At 60.6% G+C, this 25,176-nt stretch carries 24 protein-coding genes; 11 read left to right on the forward strand and 13 right to left on the reverse strand.

What is annotated here, in order from left to right:
- Positions 1-100 precede the first annotated feature (100 nt).
- The 10 genes from OPU96_RS07220 to OPU96_RS07265 all read right to left on the reverse strand — a co-directional run bounded on the left by OPU96_RS07220 (position 101) and on the right by OPU96_RS07265 (position 11,314).
- The gene (locus tag OPU96_RS07220) at positions 101-946 is read right to left on the reverse strand and encodes a D-hexose-6-phosphate mutarotase (RefSeq protein WP_226456222.1); all 846 of its coding nucleotides are present in this window, start codon (positions 944-946) and stop codon (positions 101-103) included.
- A 103-nt stretch (positions 947-1,049) separates the two neighbouring features.
- Entirely contained in the window at positions 1,050-2,396 is a 1,347-nt protein-coding gene (locus OPU96_RS07225) for a carbohydrate porin (protein ID WP_017737958.1), read from the reverse strand.
- A gap of 84 nt (positions 2,397-2,480) precedes the next feature.
- Positions 2,481-3,638 (reverse strand): ABC transporter ATP-binding protein, encoded by a 1,158-nt coding sequence (locus OPU96_RS07230; protein WP_192301019.1) that lies wholly within the window; start codon positions 3,636-3,638, stop codon positions 2,481-2,483.
- 2 nt (positions 3,639-3,640) lie between these two features.
- A complete protein-coding gene (locus OPU96_RS07235; protein ID WP_124524882.1) occupies positions 3,641-4,486 on the reverse strand; it encodes a carbohydrate ABC transporter permease in 846 nt (281 codons plus the stop codon).
- Positions 4,479-5,387: a carbohydrate ABC transporter permease gene (locus OPU96_RS07240; RefSeq protein WP_192301018.1), complete on the reverse strand. Its 909-nt coding sequence runs from the start codon at positions 5,385-5,387 to the stop codon at positions 4,479-4,481. The genes OPU96_RS07235 and OPU96_RS07240 overlap by 8 nt, the downstream gene beginning before the upstream one ends.
- A gap of 101 nt (positions 5,388-5,488) precedes the next feature.
- Positions 5,489-6,775 (reverse strand): ABC transporter substrate-binding protein, encoded by a 1,287-nt coding sequence (locus tag OPU96_RS07245; protein ID WP_226456223.1) that lies wholly within the window; start codon positions 6,773-6,775, stop codon positions 5,489-5,491.
- A gap of 104 nt (positions 6,776-6,879) precedes the next feature.
- A complete protein-coding gene (locus OPU96_RS07250) occupies positions 6,880-8,139 on the reverse strand; it encodes a D-mannose isomerase (RefSeq protein ID WP_498558915.1) in 1,260 nt (419 codons plus the stop codon).
- 270 nt (positions 8,140-8,409) lie between these two features.
- Complete coding sequence (locus OPU96_RS07255; protein WP_498558916.1) at positions 8,410-9,255, reverse strand: ATPase; 846 nt, start codon at positions 9,253-9,255, stop codon at positions 8,410-8,412.
- Positions 9,256-9,369: 114 nt separating this feature from the next.
- Positions 9,370-10,368 (reverse strand): NAD-dependent epimerase/dehydratase family protein, encoded by a 999-nt coding sequence (locus tag OPU96_RS07260; protein WP_498558917.1) that lies wholly within the window; start codon positions 10,366-10,368, stop codon positions 9,370-9,372.
- A gap of 52 nt (positions 10,369-10,420) precedes the next feature.
- Positions 10,421-11,314, reverse strand: a complete 894-nt coding sequence (locus tag OPU96_RS07265; protein ID WP_192301013.1) for a LysR family transcriptional regulator ArgP — start codon at positions 11,312-11,314, stop codon at positions 10,421-10,423.
- A gap of 99 nt (positions 11,315-11,413) precedes the next feature.
- Between OPU96_RS07265 and OPU96_RS07270 the strand changes: the two genes are divergently transcribed.
- From OPU96_RS07270 to OPU96_RS07300, 7 genes are all read left to right on the forward strand, one after another.
- Positions 11,414-11,815 carry an ACT domain-containing protein gene (locus OPU96_RS07270; protein ID WP_192301012.1) on the forward strand — a complete coding sequence of 134 codons (402 nt, stop codon included), beginning with the start codon at positions 11,414-11,416 and terminating at the stop codon, positions 11,813-11,815.
- Between the two features lie 5 nt (positions 11,816-11,820).
- Entirely contained in the window at positions 11,821-12,420 is a 600-nt protein-coding gene (locus OPU96_RS07275) for a LysE/ArgO family amino acid transporter (protein ID WP_498558918.1), read from the forward strand.
- Between the two features lie 178 nt (positions 12,421-12,598).
- Positions 12,599-13,195 (forward strand): superoxide dismutase, encoded by a 597-nt coding sequence (locus tag OPU96_RS07280; RefSeq protein WP_192301010.1) that lies wholly within the window; start codon positions 12,599-12,601, stop codon positions 13,193-13,195.
- 526 nt (positions 13,196-13,721) lie between these two features.
- Positions 13,722-13,949: a hypothetical protein gene (locus tag OPU96_RS07285; protein ID WP_226456228.1), complete on the forward strand. Its 228-nt coding sequence runs from the start codon at positions 13,722-13,724 to the stop codon at positions 13,947-13,949.
- Positions 13,950-14,473: 524 nt separating this feature from the next.
- Entirely contained in the window at positions 14,474-16,525 is a 2,052-nt protein-coding gene (locus OPU96_RS07290) for a putative bifunctional diguanylate cyclase/phosphodiesterase (RefSeq protein WP_192299389.1), read from the forward strand.
- A gap of 127 nt (positions 16,526-16,652) precedes the next feature.
- The gene (locus tag OPU96_RS07295; RefSeq protein WP_226456229.1) at positions 16,653-17,996 is read left to right on the forward strand and encodes an imelysin family protein; all 1,344 of its coding nucleotides are present in this window, start codon (positions 16,653-16,655) and stop codon (positions 17,994-17,996) included.
- 265 nt (positions 17,997-18,261) lie between these two features.
- Positions 18,262-19,716 carry a TrkH family potassium uptake protein gene (locus OPU96_RS07300; RefSeq protein ID WP_192299391.1) on the forward strand — a complete coding sequence of 485 codons (1,455 nt, stop codon included), beginning with the start codon at positions 18,262-18,264 and terminating at the stop codon, positions 19,714-19,716.
- On the opposite strand, the gene OPU96_RS07305 is transcribed toward OPU96_RS07300, so the two are convergent.
- Complete coding sequence (locus OPU96_RS07305) at positions 19,673-20,731, reverse strand: AraC family transcriptional regulator (protein ID WP_192299392.1); 1,059 nt, start codon at positions 20,729-20,731, stop codon at positions 19,673-19,675. The genes OPU96_RS07300 and OPU96_RS07305 overlap by 44 nt on opposite strands.
- A 161-nt stretch (positions 20,732-20,892) precedes the next feature.
- On the opposite strand from OPU96_RS07305, the gene OPU96_RS07310 reads away from it, so the two are divergent.
- The 4 genes from OPU96_RS07310 to OPU96_RS07325 all read left to right on the forward strand — a co-directional run bounded on the left by OPU96_RS07310 (position 20,893) and on the right by OPU96_RS07325 (position 23,038).
- Positions 20,893-21,204, forward strand: coding sequence for an Mpo1-like protein (locus OPU96_RS07310; RefSeq protein ID WP_498558919.1), 312 nt, complete (start codon positions 20,893-20,895; stop codon positions 21,202-21,204).
- Between the two features lie 12 nt (positions 21,205-21,216).
- A complete protein-coding gene (locus OPU96_RS07315) occupies positions 21,217-21,492 on the forward strand; it encodes a hypothetical protein (RefSeq protein ID WP_192299578.1) in 276 nt (91 codons plus the stop codon).
- 74 nt (positions 21,493-21,566) lie between these two features.
- Positions 21,567-21,737 (forward strand): hypothetical protein, encoded by a 171-nt coding sequence (locus OPU96_RS07320; RefSeq protein ID WP_226456230.1) that lies wholly within the window; start codon positions 21,567-21,569, stop codon positions 21,735-21,737.
- Between the two features lie 104 nt (positions 21,738-21,841).
- Positions 21,842-23,038, forward strand: a complete 1,197-nt coding sequence (locus tag OPU96_RS07325; protein WP_226456231.1) for an MFS transporter — start codon at positions 21,842-21,844, stop codon at positions 23,036-23,038.
- Here OPU96_RS07325 and arfB read toward each other — a convergent pair.
- Both arfB and OPU96_RS07335 read right to left on the reverse strand, forming a co-directional pair.
- Positions 23,035-23,448, reverse strand: a complete 414-nt coding sequence (arfB, locus tag OPU96_RS07330) for an alternative ribosome rescue aminoacyl-tRNA hydrolase ArfB (protein ID WP_192299396.1) — start codon at positions 23,446-23,448, stop codon at positions 23,035-23,037. The two genes, OPU96_RS07325 and arfB, sit on opposite strands and share 4 nt — an antisense overlap.
- Before the next feature lie 243 nt (positions 23,449-23,691).
- Entirely contained in the window at positions 23,692-25,113 is a 1,422-nt protein-coding gene (locus OPU96_RS07335; RefSeq protein WP_192299397.1) for an amino acid permease, read from the reverse strand.
- Positions 25,114-25,176 lie beyond the last annotated feature (63 nt).

Here is a 25,176-nt window from a genome sequence, read left to right on the forward strand (position 1 = left end):
ACCGGCCTCTTCGCGAGCAAGCCCGCTCCCACATTTTGATTTGTGAACACATTCAAATGTGGGAGCGGGCTTGCTCGCGAAGGGGCCCGCAGCCACACCGCTACACCCCAGCCCTGGCCTGCAGACTCAAATGCGCCCGTTCCCCCGGCGCCAGGCTCGCGCCGGCCATTGCCGACTCCACGCACACAAACCCCGACGCCTCGTTGAAGCTCACGCCCAACAGCGGCCGGCTGCCCGGATGCCACACCACGGTGTCGGCGCTGTCGCCGGTGTCGATGCACAGTTCGCGCTGCCAGGCGTGGTCCTTGAGCTGCAATTCCCCATCATGCTGGAACACCCGCTGGCATCCACCGTCCACCCGCAACTCACCTTCCTGCTGGCAAGCCTGGCGACTGAGCTGGTCATAACCTTGCGCGCCGTCGAGCCCAGACAGCGCTACCTCATCAACGTGACCAATACGCCAGTAGGCGTGCAAAGCATGGCTCAACTGACACGGCAGTTCGTCCTGATGCTCGGTGCTCAGGCGCAGTTCCAGGGTGTCGCCCAGGTGTGCGTGCAGGTCGACCTGCCAATCACACAACTGCAGTTGCCAGTGCAGACGCACACCGTCGTCGTCGGTGCTGCTGTCGAGCAGTTTCCAGTCGATCAGCCGCGCCCAGCCGTGGGATGGCCACGCGTTCTCGCTGGGATGACGGCCATACCACGGCCAGCACACCGGCACGCCACCACGGATCGCGCCGACTTGCGGCCACTTCGCCGCACACCACAGCCAGGGTTTTTGCCCCGTGGGTTGAAAGTGCAACAGTTGCGCGCCCTGACGACTGAACACCGCCTGGCACAGCGGGTGGTCGATCACCAATACGTCGCGCATCTGAAAGCGCTCCCAGGCGAACACTGGACGTTCGCGCAGGGATTTGAAAAAGCGTTGCAGCGGTTGCTCATGCATTTGCCACTGTCCTGAAGGTCTTCACAGTGCTGCGCAAAAAAAAGCGGATAGCCATGGCTACCCGCAAAATGCGCACAGAGAGAAGGAGCTTATCGCAACAACGTTAGAACGTAGACTGAATTTTCAGGCCAGCCACCAACGCGTTGTCGACTTTATCCACGCCGCCAGGTTGCACGACGTATTGCAGGTTAGGACGCACGGTCAGCCAGTTGGTGACGTGGAAACCGTAGTTGATTTCGAAGTTGTACTCGGTCTCGCGGATCGGCGTGTACAGCGGGTTATCGTAGTCGCTCACGCCGTTGGAGGCGTTGAGCAGCTCAGCGTTTTTCTTCACGTCATTGTTGACGTGCAGACGCGCCGCACCGATGCCGACGTCATCTTTTGGACGCGCGTCGAACGGCCCTTTGTACACCAGCATCAACGACTGGTAGTTGTCGACGGTGTTGGTTTCCTTGTCGTGGAACGTGGCGTTGGCCGCGATGTTCAGACCACGGGAAGCGTCGCCGTTATGGGTGGTGAGTTGCTGTTGGGCAACGAACCAGTAGCCTTTCTTGCTGCTGTGGGTGCGGTAGTCCGCGCGTGTGGTCGCCGCATCGTTACCGTTCACGTCTTCACGCACGTCGGACGCCTCGGCGGCGCTTTTGTAGTAACCCACACGGTATTCGCCCGGCAGGTTGTTGACCTTCGGCGACCAGACCAATTCCACCGGGATTACAGTGCCCTTGGTACCGCTGCCGCTGAGCTTGAAGCCGTTACCGTGCTCCAGCTGCGACGGGTTCTGGTTGTACGCACCGATTTGCGCGTACAGCTCAGGCGTGATGTGGTACTTCACGCGGATCGCAGCCTGGCTGACCGGCCAGTTGTACCAGGTGCTCACATAGTTACCGACCTGGGAACCGCAGAACGACAGGTTCTGGAAGTCGCACGGGAAGGTGTTGAAGTCTTCGCCTTCACCGAAGTAACCGAGCTTCACGTCCAACTTGTTGTCGAACATCTGGTGCTGGATCCAGAACTGGGTCAGACGCACCATGTGGCCACGGCCGTAGACTTCCATCGACGAACTCAGCGTGCCGGCACGCGGGTCGCCGATACGATCGTTGGAGATGTTCTGGCCATTACGGTTGGTCAACTGGATCTTGGCCTGGGTGTTGTCCCAGCCCCACAGTTTTTGCAGGTCCAGCGCGACGCCCAAGCCGAACTGGTCGGAGTAGCGACCGGTCTTGTCGGTGTTGTAGCCGCCGTGGGCGTTGTAGCCCATTTCACCTACGTAGTCAGCCTTGATATCGATACCTTGCTCGATCAGCTTGGTCCGTTCGCCGCCCCAATCGCCGGTCATCCACTTGGAATCGGCGCTGAATGCTTCGTCCGCCATCGCATTGGCGGACAAAACCAGGGCTGCTGCCGCTGACAGTTGGCAGATCAGCCGGGTAGTGTTGTGTTGCTTTTTCATCCCTACATCCTCGTCTTTATTGTTATTAAACTGTTTTTATCTAACGCGGGTTACTTTTTTATTTAAAACAACAACTTATCTGCTTCAACGGCCTTTGAATTGGGCCACATTGTCGGCATGCCCCTGTGCGGGCAATGAAGAAGCAGTGCCCAGACGCTCGCCGGTATTGGCGTCGAACAGCAATACCTTGGATGGATCAAATTGCAGGGTCAGGGTCTCGCCCACCTGCGGGGCCACGTCGGGCGCCAGGCGGCAGCAGACCTTGGTGTCGTTGAGTTGCACGAATACCAGGGTGTCCGGGCCGGTCGGTTCGGTGACCTGCACTTCGGCGCGGATGCTCGAACCGTTACCCTCACCCGCCGCCAGCAGGATCTGCTCGGGGCGCAGGCCAAGGATCACGTCACGGTCTTCAAGACCGGCGTCGGTCACGTTCAGCACCAGCTCGCAACGGGCCTGGCCGCTGTCGAGCAGGGCCACCAGACGACCGTCCTTGCGTTGCAGACGCAGGGGCACGAAGTTCATCGGCGGCGAACCGATAAAGCTCGCCACGAACTGGTTGGCCGGGTTGTTGTAGATGTCTTTCGGCGTGCCGAACTGCTGGATGATGCCGTCCTTCATCACCGCCACTTTGTCGCCCAGGGTCATCGCTTCGATCTGGTCGTGGGTGACGTAGACGGTGGTGGTTTTCAGACGCTGGTGCATCAGTTTCATTTCGGTGCGCATCTCGACGCGCAGCTTGGCGTCGAGGTTGGACAGCGGTTCGTCGAACAGGTAGATCTTCGGCCGACGTGCCAGGGCGCGGCCCATGGCCACACGCTGTTGCTGGCCACCGGACAGTTGGCCCGGCTTGCGGTTGAGCAGGTGTTCGATCTGCAACAGCTTGGCCACGCGCGCCACTTCGGCGTCGATGTCGGCCTGGGGCATCTTGCGGATTTTGAGGCCGAATTCGATGTTCTCGCGCACGCTCATGGTCGGGTACAGCGCGTAGGACTGGAACACCATGGCGATGTCGCGATCCTTGGGGCTCATGCCGCTGACGTCCTGGTCGCCGATCATGATCGCGCCGCCAGTGATGGTTTCCAGGCCGGCGATGCAGTTCATCAGCGTGGATTTACCGCAACCCGAAGGGCCGACCAGGATGAGGAATTCGCCTTCCTTGATCGACAGTTCGATGTTCTTCAAGGTGTCGGGCAGGCCGGGGCCATAGGTCTTGTTTACATTGCGAAGTTCAAGCGTAGCCATGATTACCCCTTGACCGCGCCGGCCGTGAGGCCGCGCACGAAATACTTGCCTGCGATCACATAGACCAGCAGGGTCGGCAGCCCGGCGATCATCGCCGCCGCCATATCCACGTTATATTCCTTGGCCCCGGTGCTGGTGTTGACCAGGTTGTTCAGCGCCACCGTGATGGGTTGGGAGTCGCCGCTGGAGAACACCACGCCGAACAGGAAGTCGTTCCAGATCTGGGTAAATTGCCAGATCAGGCAGACCATGATGATCGGGGTCGACATCGGCAGAATGATCCGACGGAAGATGGTGAAGAAACCTGCACCGTCCAGGCGTGCAGCCTTCACCAGCGCATCCGGAATGCTCACGTAGTAGTTACGGAAGAACAGCGTGGTGAACGCCAGCCCGTAGACCACATGGATAAACACCAGGCCGGTGGTGGTGCTGGCCAGGCCCATCTTGCCAAGGGTGAACGACGCCGGCAGCAGCACGGTCTGGAACGGCAGGAAGCAGCCGAACAACAGCAAGCCGAAGAACAACTGCGAACCTTTGAAGCGCCAGAACGACAGCACATAGCCGTTCAACGCACCGATGGCGGTGGAGATCAGCACGGCCGGCACAGTGATCTTGATCGAGTTCCAGAAGTAACCATCCACCGTGGCCCAGGCCTTGACCCAGCCGATGCCGGTGACCACGGTCGGCCAGCTCAGCAGGTTGCCGTTACTGATGTCATCCGGGGTCTTGAAGCTGGTGAGCAACATCACCACCAGCGGCACCAGGTAGAGCAGCACCGCGAGGATCAGCACCGCGTAGATCGCGACGCGACTCAAGCTGATGGCAGGTTTGGAAGCGAGACTAGTCATGGCGTTTGGTCCTCAGCTCGGAGTAGAGGTAAGGCACGATGATCGCAAGGATCGCACCGAGCATCAGGATGGCACTGGCCGAGCCCATGCCCATCTGGCCACGGCTGAAGGTGAACGAGTACATGAACATCGCCGGCAGGTCGGACGAGTAGCCCGGCCCACCTGCGGTCATCGCCGCCACCAGGTCGAAGCTCTTGATCGCAATGTGCGCCAGGATCATCACGGCACTGAAGAACACCGGACGCAGGCTGGGCAGCACCACGCTCCAGTAGATGCGCGGCAGGCTCGCGCCATCGATCTGCGCGGCGCGGATGATCGATTGATCCACCCCACGCAGGCCCGCGAGGAACATCGCCATGATGAAACCCGAGGCTTGCCACACCGCGGCGATTACCAGGCAATAGACCACGCGATCCGGGTCGATCAGCCAGTCGAGACGGAAGCCTTCCCAGCCCCAGTCCCGCAGGAGTTTGTCCAGGCCCATGCCCGGGTTGAGCAGCCACTTCCAGGCCGTACCCGTAACGATCATCGAGAGCGCCATCGGGTACAGGTAAATGGTGCGGATAAAACCTTCACGACGGATACGCTGGTCGAGGAACACCGCCAGCAGAACACCAATCACCAGGGTGATGCCGATAAACATGCCGCCAAACAGCGCCAGGTTTTTGCTTGCGACCCACCAGCGGTCGTTGTCGAACAGGCGCTCATATTGCGCCAACCCCGCCCACTTGTAGCTGGGCAGGAAAGTGGATGTGGTGAACGACAGCACAAACGTCCACAGGATGTAGCCGTAGAAGCCCACCAGTACGATGAACATGCTCGGCGCCAGCACCAGTTTCGGTAGCCAGCGCTGCAGTGCATCGAACGGCGAGGCTTTGCTGAACACAGCAACAGAACTCATGGGGAAATCCAATGAAAGAGTGAGGGCAGCTGCAAGTTACAAGCTATAAGCGGCAAGAGAGGTTGCAGACCACTTGCAGCTAATAACTTGCAGCTTGTCGCTTACTTGGCCGACTTGATCGCAGCGCCCAGTTTCTTGGCGGTGTCGGCCGGGTCGGCTTTCGGGTCGTTGAGGAAGTTGGTCACGACATCAAAGAACGCGCCTTGCACCGCCAGGTTGGTGGCCATGTTGTGCGCCATGCTTGGCTGCAGGCCGCCGGTCTTGGCGTCGGCCAGGAAGTCCTTGGCAGCGGTCTGGGCGCAGGAGTCGAAGCCGAGCTTGTCCATGTTGTTCAACATGTCGTTACGCACCGGGATCGAGCCTTTGTTGATGCTGAAGACCTTCTGGAAGTTTTCACCCAGCACGACTTTGGCAATGTCCTGCTGGCCAGCGGCAGTGCCTTTGTCTTTCTGCTTGAACACCGCCAGGGAGTCGATGTTGTAGGTGAAGGCTTTCTCGGTGCCCGGGAAGGCGACGCACTCGTAGTCCTTGCCCGCGACTTTCTTGGCGGCGGTCCACTCGGACTTGGCCCAGTCACCCATGATCTGCATGCCGGCCTTGCCGTTGATGACTTTACCGGCTTCGAGGTTCCAGTCCTGGCCTTTGCCGTCGACGTCCATATAGGTCGCGACTTTTTTCAGCTCGGTGAGCGACTTGACCATTTCCGGGCCCGTCAGCGCAGCGTTGTCCAGGTCGACCAGGGCTTTCTTGTAGCCGTCGGCTCCCATCACCGACAGGACGACGGCTTCGAACACGGTGCTGTCCTGCCAAGGCTGGCCGCCGTGGGCGAGCGGAATGAAACCGGCAGCCTTGAGCTTGTCGCCGGCTGCGTAGAATTCTTCGAGGGTGGTCGGGTTCTTGGTGATGCCGGCTTTCTTGAAGACTTCCGGGTTGATCCACAGCCAGTTGACGCGGTGGATGTTCACAGGTACGGCGACGTAGTCACCGTCGAACTTCACGGTATCGGAGACTTTTTTGTCGAGCAGGGAATCCCACTTTTCGTCTTTGGCCACGCCTTTCAAGACGTCGGTGTCGAGCAGGCCAGTGGACGCCCATTCCTGGATGTCGGGACCTTTGATCTGGGCAACGCCGGGCGGGTTGCCCGCAACTGCGCGGCTTTTCAGCACAGTCATGGCCGTGGCACCACCGCCACCGGCGACGGCACCGTCTTTCCAGGTGAAACCGTCTTTCTCAACTTGGGCCTTCAGGACATCCACTGCCGCTTTCTCACCGCCAGAGGTCCACCAATGCACCACTTCAACCGTACCTTTGGAGTCGGCGGCAAATGCACTGAGGGGAAACAACGAGGCAATGGAAATAGCGACGGCGAGGCGATTAATCGCGTTCATCTGAGTACCTTTTTTTGTTGTTATGCATGCAAGTCTAGAGCTTGCGCTGCACGGAGTTTAAACATGGATATTTAGGGCGCAGGTAACAAAGGGACGTACAAATGTCACCAGCTGGTGACATAAGACCCCGCCCCCAATGCACTGGCCATGCTTGGCGCCAACGGTAGCGCAGGCAGCAGCACCGCTTGCCAGGCATGGTACAGGTCCGGCTTGCCAGCCCAGATCGTGCTGCTGGGTTGGTTGCGCGGGCTGAGCTCGTGGTGCCAGCTGCCGTGGATGCGGTCGATGAAATGGGTTTCGCAGAACTCCCAGAAACGCCGATACCAGGTTTCGTAGTGCAACTCACCGGTGCGTTTGAGCAAGGCCTGGGCTGCGGCGCTGGCTTCGGCGTGGGTCCAGTGCAGGCGCTCACGCACCACCGGGCGCTGGTTCCAGTCCAGGGTGTAGACGATGCCGGGCGCACCATCGACCGCCCAAGCGTATTCGCAGGCGCTGGCGAACAGGCCTTTGGCGTCGGTCAACAACCAGTCCGGCGTGACCAACCCAGCGCGCAGGCGCGAGGCCTCCAGGTGCAGCACCAGCCGCGCCCACTCGAACCCATGGCCAGGAGTGATGCCGTAGGGGCGGAAGCCGTCGGCGCGATTGGCTTCGTTGTAATCCAGCAGGGGCTGCCAGTGGGCGTCGAAATGTTCGATCACCATGTACTGGTTGCCGGCGGCGTGGGTGTGGATCACCCGCTCGACGATCCGCAGCGCGCGGTCCAGCCAACGCGTGTCACCGGTTACATCGGCCAGGGCGAGGAAGGCCTCGGTGGCGTGCATGTTGCTGTTGGCGCCGCGATAGGCTTCGACGCCACTCCAATCCTGGGCAAAGGTTTCGAGCATGACGCCCTCCTCCTCGTTCCAGAAGCACTGGTCGATGATGTGGATCGCATCGTTTAGCAGGGCCTGGGCACCGGGAACGCCGGCCACCACTGCGGAGCTGGCGGCCAGGGCGACAAAGGCGTGCAGGTAAGCAGCCTTGCCACGGTTGCCATCGAGGGCGCGGGGCGTGGCGAACCAGCCACCGTGCTGCGCATCCTTCAGCGGACCATTGAGGGCCGCGACACCGTGGGCCACCCACTCGGCGTAACCCGGCAGGCCAAGGGCGTAGGCCATGGCAAAGCTGTGGGTCATACGGGCAGTGTTCATGGTTTCGGCGTGGGCATCGGCCGGCAATTGGCCTCTGTCGTCCAGGTTGCCGAAACCGTCGGGCAGGCGCGCGGCCTTGGCGAATGCCAACAGACGCTGGCCTTCGGCGGCAAGCCAGGCGTGATGGGCAGGCGCGTTCAGCCAACTGCTGGCAGGCAGTGGTTGGGTGGTCATGGGTGGCCCTTATTATTGTTTATGGGGTGACCGGAGTCTAAACAAGGGGGCCGTGGGGGCAAGTAACGAAGGGGATGGGAAATGTCACCAGGCGGTGACAATGAGACCAAGAGCACTATTTAACTCCTGGCCCCAGTGCAAAATGTGGGAGCGGGCTTGCTCGCGAAAGCAGTGGGTCAGTCAACGGATTCATTGGCTGATTCACCGCTTTCGCGAGCAAGCCCGCTCCCACATTTGGATCGGTTTACAGGCCTGTTGTCTCAGGTGTGATCACTGCCCCAGCGGGGTGACCCTGGCCGGTGCATTCAGTTGCTGCTGCAGGTTCTGCACCTGGCTCTGCAAGGTGGTGATGTTGCGGGTGGTCTGGATGCGGAACACATCAAACTCTTTATTGGTCGGCGCATCGCTGCTGGCCGGCTGGTTTTCCTGGGCGCTCTTGAGCACCACCAGGTCCTGCTCCAGACGAGCAATGGCCGCGCTTGGGTTGCCTTGTTTCTTCAGTGCAGCCACATCGGCGGCCAGCTCCTTGAACTCGGCATCGCGCTTGGTTGCATCACCTTGCGCCGCTTTCAGGGTTGCCACGGCGTCGGTCAGAGCCTGCACCTGGCCTTGCAGCTTGCTGTTGGCGCTCGACAGTTCGGTGGTGCTGGCGGTCATGGTCGCCAGGCGCTTGTCGAGCTCGGTGGCCTGGCCGGCCACGCCGACCTGCTGCTTGCCCTGCTCCAGCAACTGGGTCTCCAACTGGCGGATCTGCAACTTCAACGCTTCACTGCCGTTGTTCACACTGGCCTCACTGGCGACGACCTTGCCGGAAATATCCTGCAGGCGCCCCGCCGCTTCTTCGCTGATGCGCGCAAAGCTTTCCTGGGTGGCGACCAGTTGCTGACCCATCAGGGAAATCTGCTGGAAGCTCCACCAGGCCAGCCCGGCGAAGGCGAAGAGCAGCGCGCCGATCAGGGCCCACAATGGCCCGGTGCTGGCGCTCTTGACCTTGACCACCTTCGTGTTGCGCGAACGCACCGAGGTGGCGGGAGTCGGTTCGAAATCATCGTCATCCCCTACATCGGCGCGCAGGCTGGGAACGTCGTCGAAATCGTCTTTGGCATCGTTACGCATGAATCAACCCTGAATCGGTGAGGTGGCGAGCGAAGGGAGTATAAACCGCAGTCCTGTCGCTCTGATCGACCCGGAACCACGAATTCGGTTCCCGATGTGTTGCCTGTTGTGACCTTACTTGAGCCCCGAATCCTGGGCCTTCCACCAGCTGCAGAACTCGTCGAGGGCAGTCCATAGGCTGACCTTGGGCTCGTAGTCCAGATAATGCCTGGCACGGCTGATGTCGAGGGTGAAATCTTTGTTCATCACTTGCATGCCCAGGCGCGACAGCGCCGGTTCCGGGCGGCCGGGCCACATCGCGCAGAACGCTTCGTTCAACGCCGCAACGCCGTAGGACAAACCGTAGGACCGGTAACGCTTCACCTGCGGCAGTTCCATTTGACGCATCACATAGTTCACCACATCCCACACCGGCACCGGGGCACCGTTGCTGATGTTGTAGGCCTTGCCCAACGCCGAACCTGTGGCGAGCAAACTGCTGAGCAGCGCTTCGTTGAGGTTGTGCACGCTGGTGAAATCAACTTTGTTCAAACCGTCGCCGACGATGGCCAGGCGGTTCTTGCGCTGCATTTTCAACAGGCGCGGGAAGATACTCATGTCGCCGGCGCCCGTCACGAAACGCGGGCGCAGCGCCAGCACTTCGAGGCCAAACTCCTGGGCGCCGAACACCTTCTGCTCGGCCAGGTATTTGGTCGCGGCGTAAGGATGCTTGAAACGTTTGGGGACTTGCTCTTCGGTCAACCCCAGGTGGTCGCGCCCATCAAAGTAGATCGACGGCGACGACAGGTGCACCAACCGGCCGACACGCTGTTTAAGGCAGGCCTCGACGACGTTTTCAGTCACCAGCACATTGCCCTGGTAGAAGTCCTGATACTTGCCCCACAACCCGACGGCGCCCGCGCAATGCACCACGGCTTCAACGTCGCGGCACAGTTCGCGTACCAGGTCGGCATCATTCAAATCACCCTGGATAAACTCGGCACCGCGCCTGACCAGGTGCTCCACACCTTCGGCGCGTCGCCCGTTGACCCGCACGTCGAGGCCCTGCTCCAGAGCGAAACGCGCAAAGCGTCCGCCGATGAAGCCGCTTGCGCCGGTGACCAGAATTTTCATGTATTACCCCATGTTCTTTCATTTTTCATCGCTGTTGCCTTGACGCCCGCTGTCAGTCCAACGGCACCAGCCATTGGCCACACGCCTGGGCCAGATGGTCGGTCAACAAGCCCAGCAATTGCCCGCCACTGCGCCAATGATGCCAGTACAGCGGCACATCGATGGGCTTATCTGGCAATAACTCCACCAGCACGCCCTTTTCCAACTGGTCGCGCACCTGTAATTCCGGCACCAGGCCCCAACCGAGCCCGGCCTCCGTCAGGCGGATGAAGCCTTCGGAAGATGGGCATAAATGGTGTTCGAAACCACCGTCCACACCAAGCGAAGCCAGGTAACGGTGTTGCAGGAAATCATCCGGACCGAACACCAGCGCCGGAGTGCGCGCCAGTTGATCGGCACGTACCCCTCCGGGAAAGTGCCGGGCGATAAACGCCGGACTGGCCAGCGCACGATAGCGCATGGCGCCGAGCAACAGGCTGCGGGCCCCGGCTACCGGGCGCTCGCTGGCGCAGATACAGGCCGCCACTTCACCGGCGCGCATGCGTTTGAGGCCGACGGTCTGATCCTCCACCACCAGGTCCAGCAGCAAATGCTGCTCGGCGCAAAACGCGCTGACCGCCTCGGCCCACCAGGTGGCAAGGCTGTCGGCGTTCAAGGCGATGCGCAGGCGTTCGGGCATGCCCTCTGCGTCCAGCGCCGGCACCTGGCTTTGCAGGTCGCGCTCCAGCAGGCGCACCTGTTGCACATGGTTAAGCAGGCGCCGGCCGATGTCGGTGGGCGTCGGCGGCGTGGCTCGCACCAGCACCGGCTGGCCGATGCGTGCTTCAAGCAGCTTGATGCGCTGGGAAATCGCCGATTGCGACAACCCCAGCACCTGGGCGCCGCGTTCAAAGCCGGCCTGTTCCACCACCGCTGCCAGGGCGGAAAGCAATTTATAGTCGAACATCAGTTTCTCTAATGAGCGATCAGCAATATTGGTTTTTCTTATACAGCTTCGCCCGTGAGAATGACCAGCATTGCTTCTCTCTATTCAAGGAATTCTCACATGACTGGCGAAACCGCCCTGGCGACCCTGCTAAGTAGCATGAGCCCGCAGTTGAATGACGGCGACTATGTGTTCTGCACCCTGCCCGACCACCGCATCCCGGCGGGCTGTGAAGTGATCGGCAGCTTTCGCGAACAGGAAGGCCTGACGCTGATTGTTAAGCGCGAGCAAGCCGAACAGGCAGGATTGCAGTTCGACTACGTGGCCGCCTGGATCACCTTGAACGTGCATTCGTCCCTGGAGGCTGTCGGCCTCACCGCCGCCTTTGCCAGCGCGCTGGGCCAGGCCGGAATCAGCTGCAATGTGATTGCCGGTTATTACCACGATCACCTGTTCGTCGGCCGCGCCGATGCCGAGCGTGCCTTGCAGGTATTACGGCAACTGGCGGCGGACGCGGAGTAAATCCTATGTGGCAAAGCTATGTGAACGGCCTGTTGGTGGCCCTCGGTTTGATCATGGCCATCGGCACCCAGAACGCCTTTGTGCTGGCGCAAAGCCTGCGCCGCGAACACCATTTGCCCGTCGCGGTGTTGTGCGTGGTATGCGACGCGTTGTTGGTGGCCGCGGGGGTGTTCGGCCTGGCCACGGTGCTGGCGCAAAACCCGCTGCTGCTGGCGATTGCCCGCTGGGGCGGCGCGGCATTCCTGTTGTGGTATGGCACCCTGGCACTGCGTCGGGCATTTTCGAGTCAAAGCCTGGAGCAGGGCGGCAACCTCAAGGTGCGTTCGTTGCGCGCGGTGATGCTCAGTGCCTTGGCGGTGACGCTGCTCAATCCCCATGTGTATCTGGACACGGTATTGCTGATCGGCTCACTGGGCGCGCAACAAACCGAACCCGGTGCCTACGTGGCCGGGGCGGCCAGTGCGTCCTTCCTGTGGTTCGCCACCCTGGCCCTCGGTGCGGCATGGTTGGCGCCGTGGCTGGCACGCCCGGCCACCTGGCGCCTGCTGGACCTGTTGGTGGCGGTGATGATGTTCAGCGTGGCCTATCAATTGATCGCCGCCTGACGAATATTCCAAAACGCTCTGGAACCTCTATCCCACACAGTTGTTGCGTGGTTTTGCCGCACCCCCGGTGCTATGATCCGGACCCTGCGCCGCAAAGAGTACAAACTCCCCGGCGCTTGTTTGGCCGCCCGTGATCGGCCTTGCGCTCACCGCAACTGACCTGATTAGGAGAATCATCATGGCTTTCGAATTGCCGCCGCTGCCCTACGCACACGATGCCCTGCAGCCGCACATCTCCAAGGAAACCTTGGAATTCCACCACGACAAGCACCACAACACCTATGTCGTGAACCTGAACAACCTGGTGCCAGGCACCGAGTTCGAAGGCAAGACCCTGGAAGAGATCGTCAAGTCCTCTTCGGGCGGCATCTTCAACAACGCTGCCCAGGTCTGGAACCACACCTTCTACTGGAACTGCCTGGCGCCAAACGCCGGCGGTCAACCAACCGGCGCGCTGGCTGAAGCCATCAACGCTGCGTTCGGTTCGTTCGACAAGTTCAAGGAAGAGTTCACCAAGACCTCCGTCGGCACCTTCGGTTCCGGTTGGGGCTGGCTGGTGAAAAAGGCTGACGGTTCCCTGGCCCTGGCCAGCACCATCGGCGCCGGCAACCCGCTGACCAGCGGCGACACCCCGCTGCTGACCTGCGACGTGTGGGAACACGCCTACTACATCGACTACCGCAACGCGCGTCCAAAGTATGTGGAAGCGTTCTGGAACCTGGTCAACTGGAAGTTCGTGGCTGAGCAGTTCGAAGGCAAGACCTTCACTGCCTAAGCAGCCCTTGCAGTAAAAAAAGCCCGGCAATGCAGGCTGTGTGAAAACGCAGCCCACACCGGTCTAAAGCAAATGCCCCGACTTGTCGGGGCATTTGCTTTTGCGGTTTCGGATAGCAAAAAAGGGCTTTTCAGCCCATCAACTCCATCATTTTTCGCACACCCAACACGTTTATGGCTCTTTTCAGGTTGTACACCTGCATCGCTAGCGCCATTTCCGTTCGTGTTCCGTCGAGTTGGCGAAACAGGAACCGGGCATTTTTTCGGGAATGAGTTCGTCCAGTGAGACTGGAAACAGAATGCCTTGGATACGGTCTTCACCTTGGATGTAGCGCATAAGAAAAATGCCCGTATCTTTCGATACGGGCATTTTTCTTAAACCGGGCGGCAGATTGCTAGGTTTTCACACAGCCTGAATTGCCGGGCTTTTTCATGGTTAGCGCAAACCCCACGAGGAACTCTCACAGCGTCAGCCGCCACTTATTCGGTGAGGGGATACGCCCCCTTAACCTATCGGAGAAATCACAATGACAATAAGCGCAGCCTCCGCAATCTCGCTGGGTGGCGATCTATTGAAAGCCGCAATTCCTGTCGTTGGCGAAGTGGTAAAAGCTATTGCACCACTGATCCAACCCTTTGCCGACGCAGTAGCAAAGAAAATCGGCGCAGAGAGTCCAAAGAGCGAATCCAGCGAACCGATACAGTTTGCCGCCCTGACCAACAAGGCTAAGCAGACGATCAGTTTCATTAAATAAACGATAGCGCCAGGGCAGGAGCGGGACCGCTCCTGCTCCTGCGGCTTTTGACTCCGCTATCGCACGGGGCATGCCAGGGAATATGTGGGCTTAACGCTTCACGGCATTCGCCAACATTTGGAGGCCTATTTGCTCCAGTACGTTATTGCGATTGTTGCTGCCCCCAAAGTTGATTGTTGGATTTGACTGCCCTAGACCCGCCCCCCCCAAGACTGCGCCCATCGCGCCTTTTACGACCTGCTCGCCAACATCCCCTAACATTTTCAAACCCTGCCCAACCACAGGGGCTGCAGCCGCAACCACTGCAGGCACCGCTACGCCTGCCAATGCCGTCAACATAAATAAGTACTCCAGTATTCAACGAGAGGCTCATTCCCCTCACCGCGTGGGTGGCAATTTCCGCGAGCTGGGTTCCACTTTTCTCAACATTTCCCGCTTAACCGAATGTCCCTTTGACTGCCACCCTCAGATTGCCAATACTCATGGCATATTGAGGCTACCCGCATGGAACAAGGAATCCCCCTTTGAAGCTGGAACTCAAAAACAGCTTGTCGGTGAAGTTGCTACGGGTCGTGCTGCTGTCGGCCTTGGTCGTGGGTGTAGCGCTGAGCGTGGCGCAGATCGTCTTTGATGCCTACAAAACGCGCCAGGCCGTGGCCAGCGATGCCCAGCGCATCCTCGACATGTTCCGCGACCCCTCGACCCAGGCCGTCTACAGCCTGGACCGCGAGATGGGAATGCAGGTCATTGAGGGCCTGTTTCAAGACGATGCGGTACGCATGGCGTCCATCGGCCATCCCAACGAAACCATGCTCGCGGAAAAAAGCCGCGCCCTGCAGCAATCCCCCAGCCGTTGGCTGACCGACCTGATTCTTGGCCAGGAACGCACGTTCACCACGGCATTGGTGGGCAAAGGTCCCTACAGCGAGTACTACGGCGACCTGAGCATCACCCTCGACACCGCCACGTACGGCAAGGATTTTATTGTCAGCTCGGTGATTATCTTTATCTCCGGAGTGCTTCGGGCCCTGGCGATGGGCCTGGTGTTGTACCTGGTCTACCACTGGCTGCTGACCAAGCCGTTGTCGCGGATCATCGAGCACCTGACGTCGATCAACCCGGACCGGCCCAGCGAACACAAGATCCCCCAGCTCAAAGGCCATGAACGCAATGAACTGGGGCTGTGGATCAATACCGCCAACCAGTTGCTCGAATCCATCGAGCGCAACACCCACCTGCGTCACGAGGCCGAGAGCAGCCTGCGGCGCATGGCGCAGTACGACTTCCTGACCGGGTTGCCCAATCGCCAGAAGCTGCAGGAACAACTGGACAAGATCCTCATCGACGCCGGCCGCCGGCAGCGCCGCGTGGCGGTGTTGTGCGTGGGCCTGGACGACTTCAAGAGCGTCAACGAGCAGTTCACCTACCAGGCCGGCGACCAATTGCTGCTGGCCCTCGCCGACCGTTTGCGCGCCCATAGCGGCCGCCTCGGCGCCCTCGCCCGCCTGGGGGGCGACCAGTTCGCCCTGGTGCAGGCCGACATCGACCAACCCTACGAAGCCGCGGAGTTGGCGCAAAGCATCCTCGATGACCTCGAAGCGGAATTCGCCCTCGACCACGAACAGATCCGACTGCGCGCCACTATAGGCATCACCCTGTTTCCGGAAGATGGCGACAGCACCGAGAAGCTGCTGCAAAAAGCCGAACAGACCATGACCCTGGCCAAGAGCCGGTCACGCAACCGCTACCAGTTCTATATCGCCAGCGTCGACAGCGAAATGCGCCGCCGCCGCGAACTGGAAAAAGACCTGCGCGACGCCTTGAGTCGCAACCAGTTCCACCTGGTGTACCAACCGCAAATCAGCTACCGCGACCACCGTGTGGTGGGCGTCGAAGCGTTGATCCGCTGGCAGCACCCGGAACATGGCCTGGTGCCGCCTGACTTGTTCATCCCATTGGCCGAACAGAACGGCACCATCATCGCGATTGGCGAATGGGTGCTGGACCAGGCCTGCCGGCAGTTGCGCGAATGGCATGACCTGGGTTTCACCGAGTTGCGCATGGCGGTCAACCTGTCCACCGTGCAGTTGCACCACACCGAGTTGCCGCGAGTGGTCAACAACCTGATGCAGATCTACCGTCTGCCGCCGCGCAGCCTGGAGCTGGAAGTCACCGAAACCGGCCTGATGGAAGACATCAGCACCGCCGCCCAACACCTGCTGAGCCTGCGCCGCTCCGGAGCGTTGATCGCGATTGACGACTTCGGCACCGGCTATTCATCCCTCAGTTACCTGAAAAGCCTCCCCCTGGACAAGATCAAGATCGACAAGAGCTTCGTCCAGGACCTGCTGGATGACGACGACGATGCCACCATCGTGCGGGCGATTATCCAGTTGGGTAAAAGCCTGGGCATGCAGGTGATCGCCGAAGGCGTGGAAACCGCGGAACAAGAGGCCTACATCATCTCCGAGGGTTGCCATGAGGGGCAGGGCTATCACTACAGCAAACCGCTGCCGGCGCGGGAATTGGCCGCGTATCTGAAACAGTCAGAGCGCAATAACGCCGCGATTCTTTGAACCGAGAAAACGATACTGAATATTTCCCGCGTTTAAGCCTTTACACAAAATGCAAATCTTTCGCATTATGTCGCAGTTTTGCGCTCCCCCCGCGCGCCCTATCAACAACCGAAGCAGGATGTTCGCCATGATTCGTATGCCCCTGGCCACCGCCAGTCTGCTGGCCATTGCCATTTCTCTCGCCGGTTGCGGCGAAGGTAAAGACAAGGCCGCCGCGCCACAGGCGCCGACCCCGGCTGCCAGCACTACCGCTCCAGCGGCTGCCACCCCTGCCGGCCAAGTCGACGAAGCAGCTGCCAAGGCCGTGGTCGCGCATTACGCTGACATGGTGTTCGCGGTCTACAGCGACGCCGAATCCACCGCCAAAACCCTGCAGACCGCCATCGACGCGTTCCTCGCCAAGCCGAACGACGAAACCCTGAAAGCCGCCCGCGCGGCCTGGGTTGCCGCACGCGTCCCGTACCTGCAGAGCGAAGTGTTCCGCTTCGGCAACACCATCATCGACGACTGGGAAGGCCAGGTGAACGCATGGCCGCTGGACGAAGGCCTGATCGACTACGTCGACAAGTCCTACGAACACGCCCTGGGTAACCCAGGCGCGACCGCCAACATCGTCGCCAACACCGAAGTCCAGGTCGGCGAAGACAAGGTCGACGTGAAGGAAATCACCCCGGAAAAACTTGCCAGCCTCAACGAGCTGGGCGGTTCCGAAGCCAACGTCGCCACCGGCTACCACGCCATCGAATTCCTGCTCTGGGGCCAGGACCTGAACGGCACCGGCCCTGGCGCCGGCAACCGCCCAGCATCGGACTACCTGACCGGCGACGGCGCCACGGGCGGCCACAACGAGCGTCGCCGCGCCTACCTGAGCGCCGTGACCCAGCTGCTGGTGAGCGACCTGGAAGAAATGGTCGGCAACTGGAAGCCAAACGTCGCCGACAACTACCGTGCCACCCTGGAGGCTGAACCGGCCACCGACGGCCTGCGCAAAATGCTGTTCGGCATGGGTAGCCTGTCCCTCGGCGAACTGGCTGGTGAGCGTATGAAAGTGTCCCTGGAAGCCAACTCACCGGAAGACGAGCAGGACTGCTTCAGCGACAACACCCACAACTCGCACTTCTACGACGCCAAGGGCATCCGCAACGTTTACCTGGGCGAATACACCCGCACCGACGGCACCAAGCTGACCGGCGCCAGCCTGTCGTCCCTGGTGGCCAAGGTCGACCCGGCTGCCGACAGCGCGCTGAAGGCAGACCTGGCAGCGACCGAAGCGAAGATCCAAGTCATGGTTGACCACGCCAACAAGGGTGAGCACTACGACCAGTTGATCGCGGCCGGTAACGATGCGGGCAACCAGATCGTGCGTGACGCCATCGCGGCGCTGGTCAAGCAGACCGGTTCGATCGAAGCGGCGGCGGGCAAGCTGGGCATCAGCGACCTGAACCCGGACAACGCTGATCACGAGTTCTGATCAACGCCGAGTTGAATGAGGCGGCCTTCGGGTCGCCTTTTTAATGCCTGCATCAAACACCACAAACCCCATGTGGGAGCGGGCTTGCTCGCGAATGCGCTGTATCAGTCACTGGAATATTTGGCTGACCCACCGCATTCGCGAGCAAGCCCGCTCCCACACAAGCCCACTCCCACATTTGCTCGGTATCGCCTGAAGGGGCCGGTTTACAAGACCTGCACCCCAGGTAGAATGGCGCCTCTGCCCAATCACCCGAGCTCACTTCATGGCGTTGCCGACCCTACGCATCATCGGTTTCATCATCGGCATCTTCCTGATCACCCTCGCAATCGCCATGGTGGTGCCCATGGCCACCCTGGTGATCTTCGAACGCACCCGCGACCTGCCCTCGTTCCTGTGGGCCAGCATGATCACCTTTCTCGCCGGCCTGGCCCTGGTCATCCCCGGCCGCCCCGAACACGTGCACCTGCGCCCACGGGACATGTACCTGCTCACCGTCACAAGCTGGGTAGTGGTATGCATCTTTGCCGCGCTGCCGTTCCTGCTGACCCAGCACATCAGCTACACCGACTCGTTTTTCGAAAGCATGTCCGGCATCACCGCCACCGGCTCCACCGTATTGAGCGGGCTGGATAGCATGTCGCCGGGCATCCTGATGTGGCGCTCGCTGCTGCACTGGCTCGGCGGTATCGGCTTTATCGGCATGGCAGTGGCGATCCTGCCGCTGCTGCGCATCGGTGGCATGCGTCTGTTCCAGACCGAATCCTCGGACCGCTCGGAAAAGGTCATGCCGCGCTCACACATGGTGGCGCGCCTGATCGTGGCGGCGTACGTGGGCATCACCATCCTGGGCAGCCTGGCGTTCTGGTGGGCCGGCATGGGTTTGTTCGATGCGATCAACCACGCGATGTCGGCGATTTCCACCGGCGGCTTCTCCACCTCCGATGAGTCGCTGGCCCACTGGAAACAACCGGCGGTGCACTGGGTCGCGGTGGTGGTGATGATCCTCGGCAGCCTGCCGTTCACCCTGTATGTCGCCACGTTGCGCGGCAACCGCAAGGCGCTGGTCAAGGATCAGCAGGTGCAGGGCTTGCTCGGCTTGCTGTTGGTAACCTGGCTGGTGCTCGGCACCTGGTACTGGTGGACCACCGACCTGCATTGGCTGGACGCCCTGCGCCACGTGGCGCTGAACGTTACCTCGGTGGTGACCACTACAGGTTTTGCACTGGGGGACTACAGCCTGTGGGGCAACTTCTCACTGATGCTGTTTTTCTACCTGGGCTTTATCGGCGGCTGCTCCGGTTCCACGGCGGGCGGGATCAAGATCTTCCGCTTCCAGGTCGCCTACATCCTGCTCAAGGCCAACTTGAACCAATTGATTCACCCTCGCGCGGTGATCAAGCAGAAGTACAACGGCCACCGTCTCGACGAAGAAATCGTACGCTCGATCCTGACTTTTTCGTTCTTCTTCGCCATCACCATCTGCGCCATCGCCCTTGCACTGTCGCTGCTCGGCCTGGACTGGATGACCGCGCTGACCGGCGCTGCCAGCACGGTGTCCGGCGTCGGCCCGGGCCTGGGGGAAACCATCGGCCCGGCCGGCAACTTCGCCAGCCTGCCGGATGCGGCCAAGTGGATCCTGTCGCTCGGCATGCTGCTCGGCCGACTGGAGATCATTACGGTCTTTGTTCTGTGTATTCCGGCGTTTTGGCGCCACTGACCGTCGACGCTTCGAGCAACCGCGTCCGGTATTCACCGGGCGTGGCATCGAACCAGCGACGGAAGGCGCGGAAGAAATTGCTCGGGTCGGCAAACCCCAACAGGTAGGCAATTTCCAGCAAGGTCATGCTCGGTTGCGCCAGGTATTGCTCGGCCAGTTCGCGACGGGTGTCATCAAGCAGGGTCTGAAAACTGGTGCCCTCCTCCTGCAATCGCCGTTGCAGGGTGCGCTGGGACAGGTGCAGCGTCTGCGCCACCACTTCGCGCTTGGGCTCACCCTGGGGCAACAGGCGGCACAGCACCTGCCGGGCCTTGTGGGTCACGCGGCTTTCCGAGAAGCGCGCCAGGTACTCACCGGCAAACCGATCATGCAGCAGCGCCATGGCCTCGTTGGCGGTGGGCAGTGGCGCCTCCATGTCGGCCTGCTCGAAAATCAGTGCATCGTAGGCCGCGTTGAATTCCAGCGGGGCATGGAAGGCTTGTTTGTACGGCCCCAGGTCCACCGGGTGATCGCCTTGCAACAGCACTTTACGCGGCTGCAGGGTGCGGCCGCTGAGCCAGCCGCACAGCGCCAAAGCACTGGCCAGCGAGGCTTCGGCGCTTTGCCGGGTGGGCGGCAGGTGATCGCCATGCACCGTCAGAATCAACGCATAGCCTTCAGGTAGCAGGCGGAAACTCAGGTCGGCACTTTCGGCAATGATCCGCTGGTAACGCACCAGGCGCATAAACCCCTCGGCCAGCGTGTTGCTCGACATCAACGCATACCCGGCCACATGAAACGAGGCCGGGCGCACCACCTTGCCCATGTTCAGACCAATTGCCGGGTTGCCGGACAGTTCCACCGCACGCTGCCACAGGCGGGTCATGGAGTCTTGCGCAAACCGTGCATCGGGGTCATTCAGGGCGGCGTAATCCAGGCCCAGTTGCTTGAACAGCGTCCGGCAGTCCAGGCCATCCATTTCCAATGCCTTGACTATCCCCATCGCCCAGCTTGCAGAAGTTGTTCGTTCGCTCATGGCGTCTTCTTAATAAAGCAGGCTTAAACGGCAGCCAGGAAAGCCAAGGATACTAAAGTGGCATCTATTGTCACTGGCCGTTACCACTGATCACTCTAGACTCAAATAAGCTCCCCGCCGAACATCTGTTGGGCGGCACAACAATCAAAGGGCCGGCAATCGTGGAAAATATCAAGCAATTCAATAGCTTTGCTGAGTTCTACCCGTATTACCTGGGCGAGCATGCCAACAGTACCTGCCGGCGCCTGCATTTCATCGGCACCACCCTGGTGATCGGCATCCTGGCCTATGCCATTGGTCGGGGCTCATTGGCGTTGCTGCTGGCCATACCGATTGCCGGCTACAGCTTTGCCTGGATCGGCCACTTCTTCTTCGAAAGGAACCTCCCGGCGACCTTCAAGCACCCGTTCTACAGCTTATTGGGGGATTTCGTGATGTATCGCGACATGATCCTTGGCAAAGTCCCGTTCTAGACGTGTGACCCCATGTCACTTGCGTTAAATGATCAAAGTTCTGACATCCGCCGACAGAAAAATCTTTTTGTCATTTGCAGTGCTGTATCCTGCCAAGGCTTTTTGAGAGCGCGGAATCACCTGCGATTGAAAAAACAGACCTTGCGAGGAGCGACGACGATGCACGAGATACCTAATCTCCCCTTCCCAAGCCTGCACGAAACTGAGCAGCCAACACCGCAGCAGGCCAGCCCAAAGCAGCCTGAGGCCAAAGAAGCAAAACCAGTCGACGGCAAAAGCCAGGGCTGACGCCGTACCAGACCGTGTGGAAAGCGCAGCTTTGCGCGCTTTCCACACTGCCTGAATAGACCTGGATAGACGCCATGACAGATACCCCGGATACCGCCGTCCTCGACGCTGCCTTGCAGATGGTCGACGTCTGGAACCGCCTCAGCGCGGACAAACAAGCCCTGCTGCTCAAGCGCTTTGGCACCCAGGAAAACGCCTTGGCCGCCCTCGTCACCACCCAATTGCTCGCCCCGTCCAAGTCCTGACGTCTTTCTGATCTGACGTTTTTGGAATTTACCGCCCTGCGTGGGCCAAACCATCGGTATCATTAGCAGCCTATCTTTACCTGCTGCGACTGTGGACCTCTCCCATGCCAGATACCCAGCGCCCCATGGCGGTCACGCTGCAAGTTGTTTCCATCGTGTTGTTTACCTTTATCGGCTACCTGAATATCGGCATCCCCCTCGCCGTATTGCCCGGCTATGTCCACAGTGAACTGGGCTACGGCGCCGTTATCGCCGGCCTGGTGATCAGCTTGCAATACCTGGCCACCCTGCTGAGCCGCCCGTATGCCGGCAAAATCATCGACAACCTGGGCAGCAAGCGCGCGGTATTGATCGGGTTGGTCGGCTGTGGCCTGAGCGGTGTGTTCATGCTGCTGGCCGCGTGGTTTTCCAGCCTGCCGGCGATCAGCCTGGGCAGCCTGCTCATCGGGCGCCTGGTGCTGGGCAGCGCGGAAAGCCTGGTGGGCTCTGGCGCCATCGGTTGGGGCATCGGCCGTGTCGGCGCGGCCAATACGGCCAAGGTCATTTCGTGGAATGGTATCGCCAGCTATGGCGCACTGGCCGTCGGCGCACCGTTGGGCGTGTTGCTGGTGAAAAGCCTGGGCCTGTGGAGCATGGGCGTCAGCATCATCCTGCTCGCCGTCATCGGCCTGCTGCTGGCCTGGAAGAAGGAAGCCGCGCCCATCGTCGCCGGCGTGCGCCTGCCGTTCATGAACGTGCTGGGCCGCGTACTGCCCCACGGTTGCGCGCTGGCGCTGGGCTCGATCGGATTCGGCACCATCGCCACCTTTATCACCCTGTATTACACCACCCAGCACTGGGACAACGCGGTGTGGGCCCTGAGCCTGTTCGGCGCGAGCTTTATCGGTGCGCGCCTGTTGTTTGGCAACTTGATCAACCGCATCGGCGGCTTTCGCGTGGCGATTGCCTGCCTGTCGGTGGAGATCCTTGGCCTGCTGCTGTTATGGCTGGCGCCGGACGCCAACCTGGCCCTGGCGGGTGCAGCATTGAGCGGCTTCGGTTTTTCCCTGGTGTTTCCGGCGCTGGGCGTGGAGGCGGTCAACCTGGTACCCGCCTCCAGCCGTGGCTCGGCGGTGGGCGCCTACTCGTTGTTCATCGACTTGTCCCTGGGGATCACCGGACCGCTGGCTGGGGCGGTCGCGGCCGGCTTTGGCTTTGCATCGATCTTCCTGTTCGCCGCCCTCGCTGCCCTCGGTGGCTTGCTGCTCAGCGTTTACCTGTACCGCCAGGCGCCCAAGGCCCGCGAAACGCGCGGCGACTAAAAGTCGACCTTGCCGCGCCCGGCCTTGATGTTGCCGCGCTTGGTCTTGGATTCGAGGCGACGCTTTTTCGAGCCCAGCGTCGGCTTGGTCGGGCGGCGCTTCTTCTCGACCTTGGTGGCACTGAGGATCAACTCCACCAGACGCTCCAGCGCATCCGCGCGGTTCTGCTCCTGGGTCCGATACTGCTGGGCTTTCAACACCAGCACGCCGTCGCTGGTGATGCGGCTGTCACGCAGCGCCAGCAGCCGCTCCTTGTAGAACTCCGGCAACGACGACGCAGGGATGTCAAAACGCAGGTGCACCGCGCTCGATACCTTGTTGACGTTCTGCCCACCGGCGCCCTGGGCGCGAATGGCGGTCAGCTCGATCTCGGCATCGGGCAAGTGCACATTGTTGGAAATCACCAGCATCAATCAAACACCCTAAGCAACGGACAAGCCCAACTGGGACAACAACATCGACGCCTGGGCTTTGGAAATCACGGCGCCTTTGAACAGTTTGGCATCATTGAGGCGAAAACCGCTCAAATCCAAGCCGATCAGGTCTAAAGGACCGCTGTGCCGGTCAGGCATTAAAACGAGGCGCGATTCTAACCTGCCGGCGCCCACAAAAAACCCGGCAAAGCGCCGGGTTCCGTGTTTTCAGGCGTTGGCTTATTTCAACGCCGCATTCGCCGAGGCTTGCACCGCTTCGGCACTGCGCTTGTTCTTGATGCCATAACACACCGCCATAAACGCCACCCACACAGGGATCGCGTACACCGACACCTGGATGCCCGGGATCATCAGCATCACCACCAGGATAAACGCCACGAACGCCAGGCAGATGTAGTTGCCGTACGGGTACCACAGCGCCTTGAACAGCGGCACCTGGCCGGTGCGGTTCATGTGCTGGCGGAACTTGAAGTGCGAGAAGCTGATCATCGCCCAGTTGATCACCAGCGTGGCCACGACCAACGACATCAGCAGTTCCAGCGCGTGCTGCGGGATCAGGTAGTTCATCAGCACCGCCACCAGGGTCACCGCCGCCGAGGCGAGGATCGAACGCACCGGCACGCCGCGCTTGTCGATCTTGGCCAGCGCTTTGGGCGCATCGCCCTGCTCGGCCATGCCCAGCAGCATACGGCTGTTGCAGTACGTGCCGCTGTTGTACACCGACAGTGCCGCGGTCAGGACCACGAAGTTGAGGATGTGCGCAGCGGTGTTGCTGCCGAGCATCGAGAACACTTGCACGAACGGGCTGCCGCTATAGGCATCGCCGGACGCATTGAGGGTGGTCAACAGGCTGTCCCACGGGGTCAGCGACAGCAGCACAACCAGCGCGCCGATGTAGAAAATCAGGATGCGGTAGATCACCTGGTTGATCGCTTTCGGGATCACGGTGCGTGGCTGGTCGGCTTCGGCAGCGGTGAAGCCGAGCATTTCCAGGCCACCGAAGGAGAACATGATGATCGCCATGGCCATCACCAGGCCGCCAACGCCGTGGGGGAAGAAACCGCCGTGTTCCCACAGGTTGCTCACCGAAGCTTGCGGGCCGCCGCTGCCGCTGACCAGCAGGTAGCTGCCCAGGGCGATCATGCCGACAATGGCCACCACCTTGATGATCGCGAACCAGAACTCGGCCTCACCGAAGACTTTGACGTTGGCCAGGTTGATCAGGTTGATCAGCACGAAGAACGCCGCCGCCGAGACCCAGGTCGGGATCTCCGGCCACCAGTAATGTACGTATTTGCCGACGGCCGTCAGCTCCGACATGCCCACCAGGATGTACAGGATCCAGCAGTTCCAGCCCGACAGGAAGCCAGCGAAACCGCCCCAGTACTTGTGGGCAAAGTGGCTGAAGGAACCGGCGACCGGCTCTTCGACAATCATTTCGCCAAGCTGGCGCATGATCATGAAGGCGATGAAGCCGCAGATGGCATAGCCCAGGATCATCGACGGGCCGGCGGATTTGAGCACCCCGGCCGAGCCGAGGAACAGGCCGGTACCGATGGCGCCACCGAGGGCGATCAGCTGGATATGACGATTTTTCAGGCCGCGTTTCAGCTCGCCTGAAGAGGAATGGGGTCCACTCATGAAAAGGGTCTCACGCAAGGTTTGATGATGTTGAATACACGTAGCTGCCGTGAATCTCGACTC

The sequence above is a fragment of the Pseudomonas sp. RP-B7 genome (assembly GCF_059803535.1).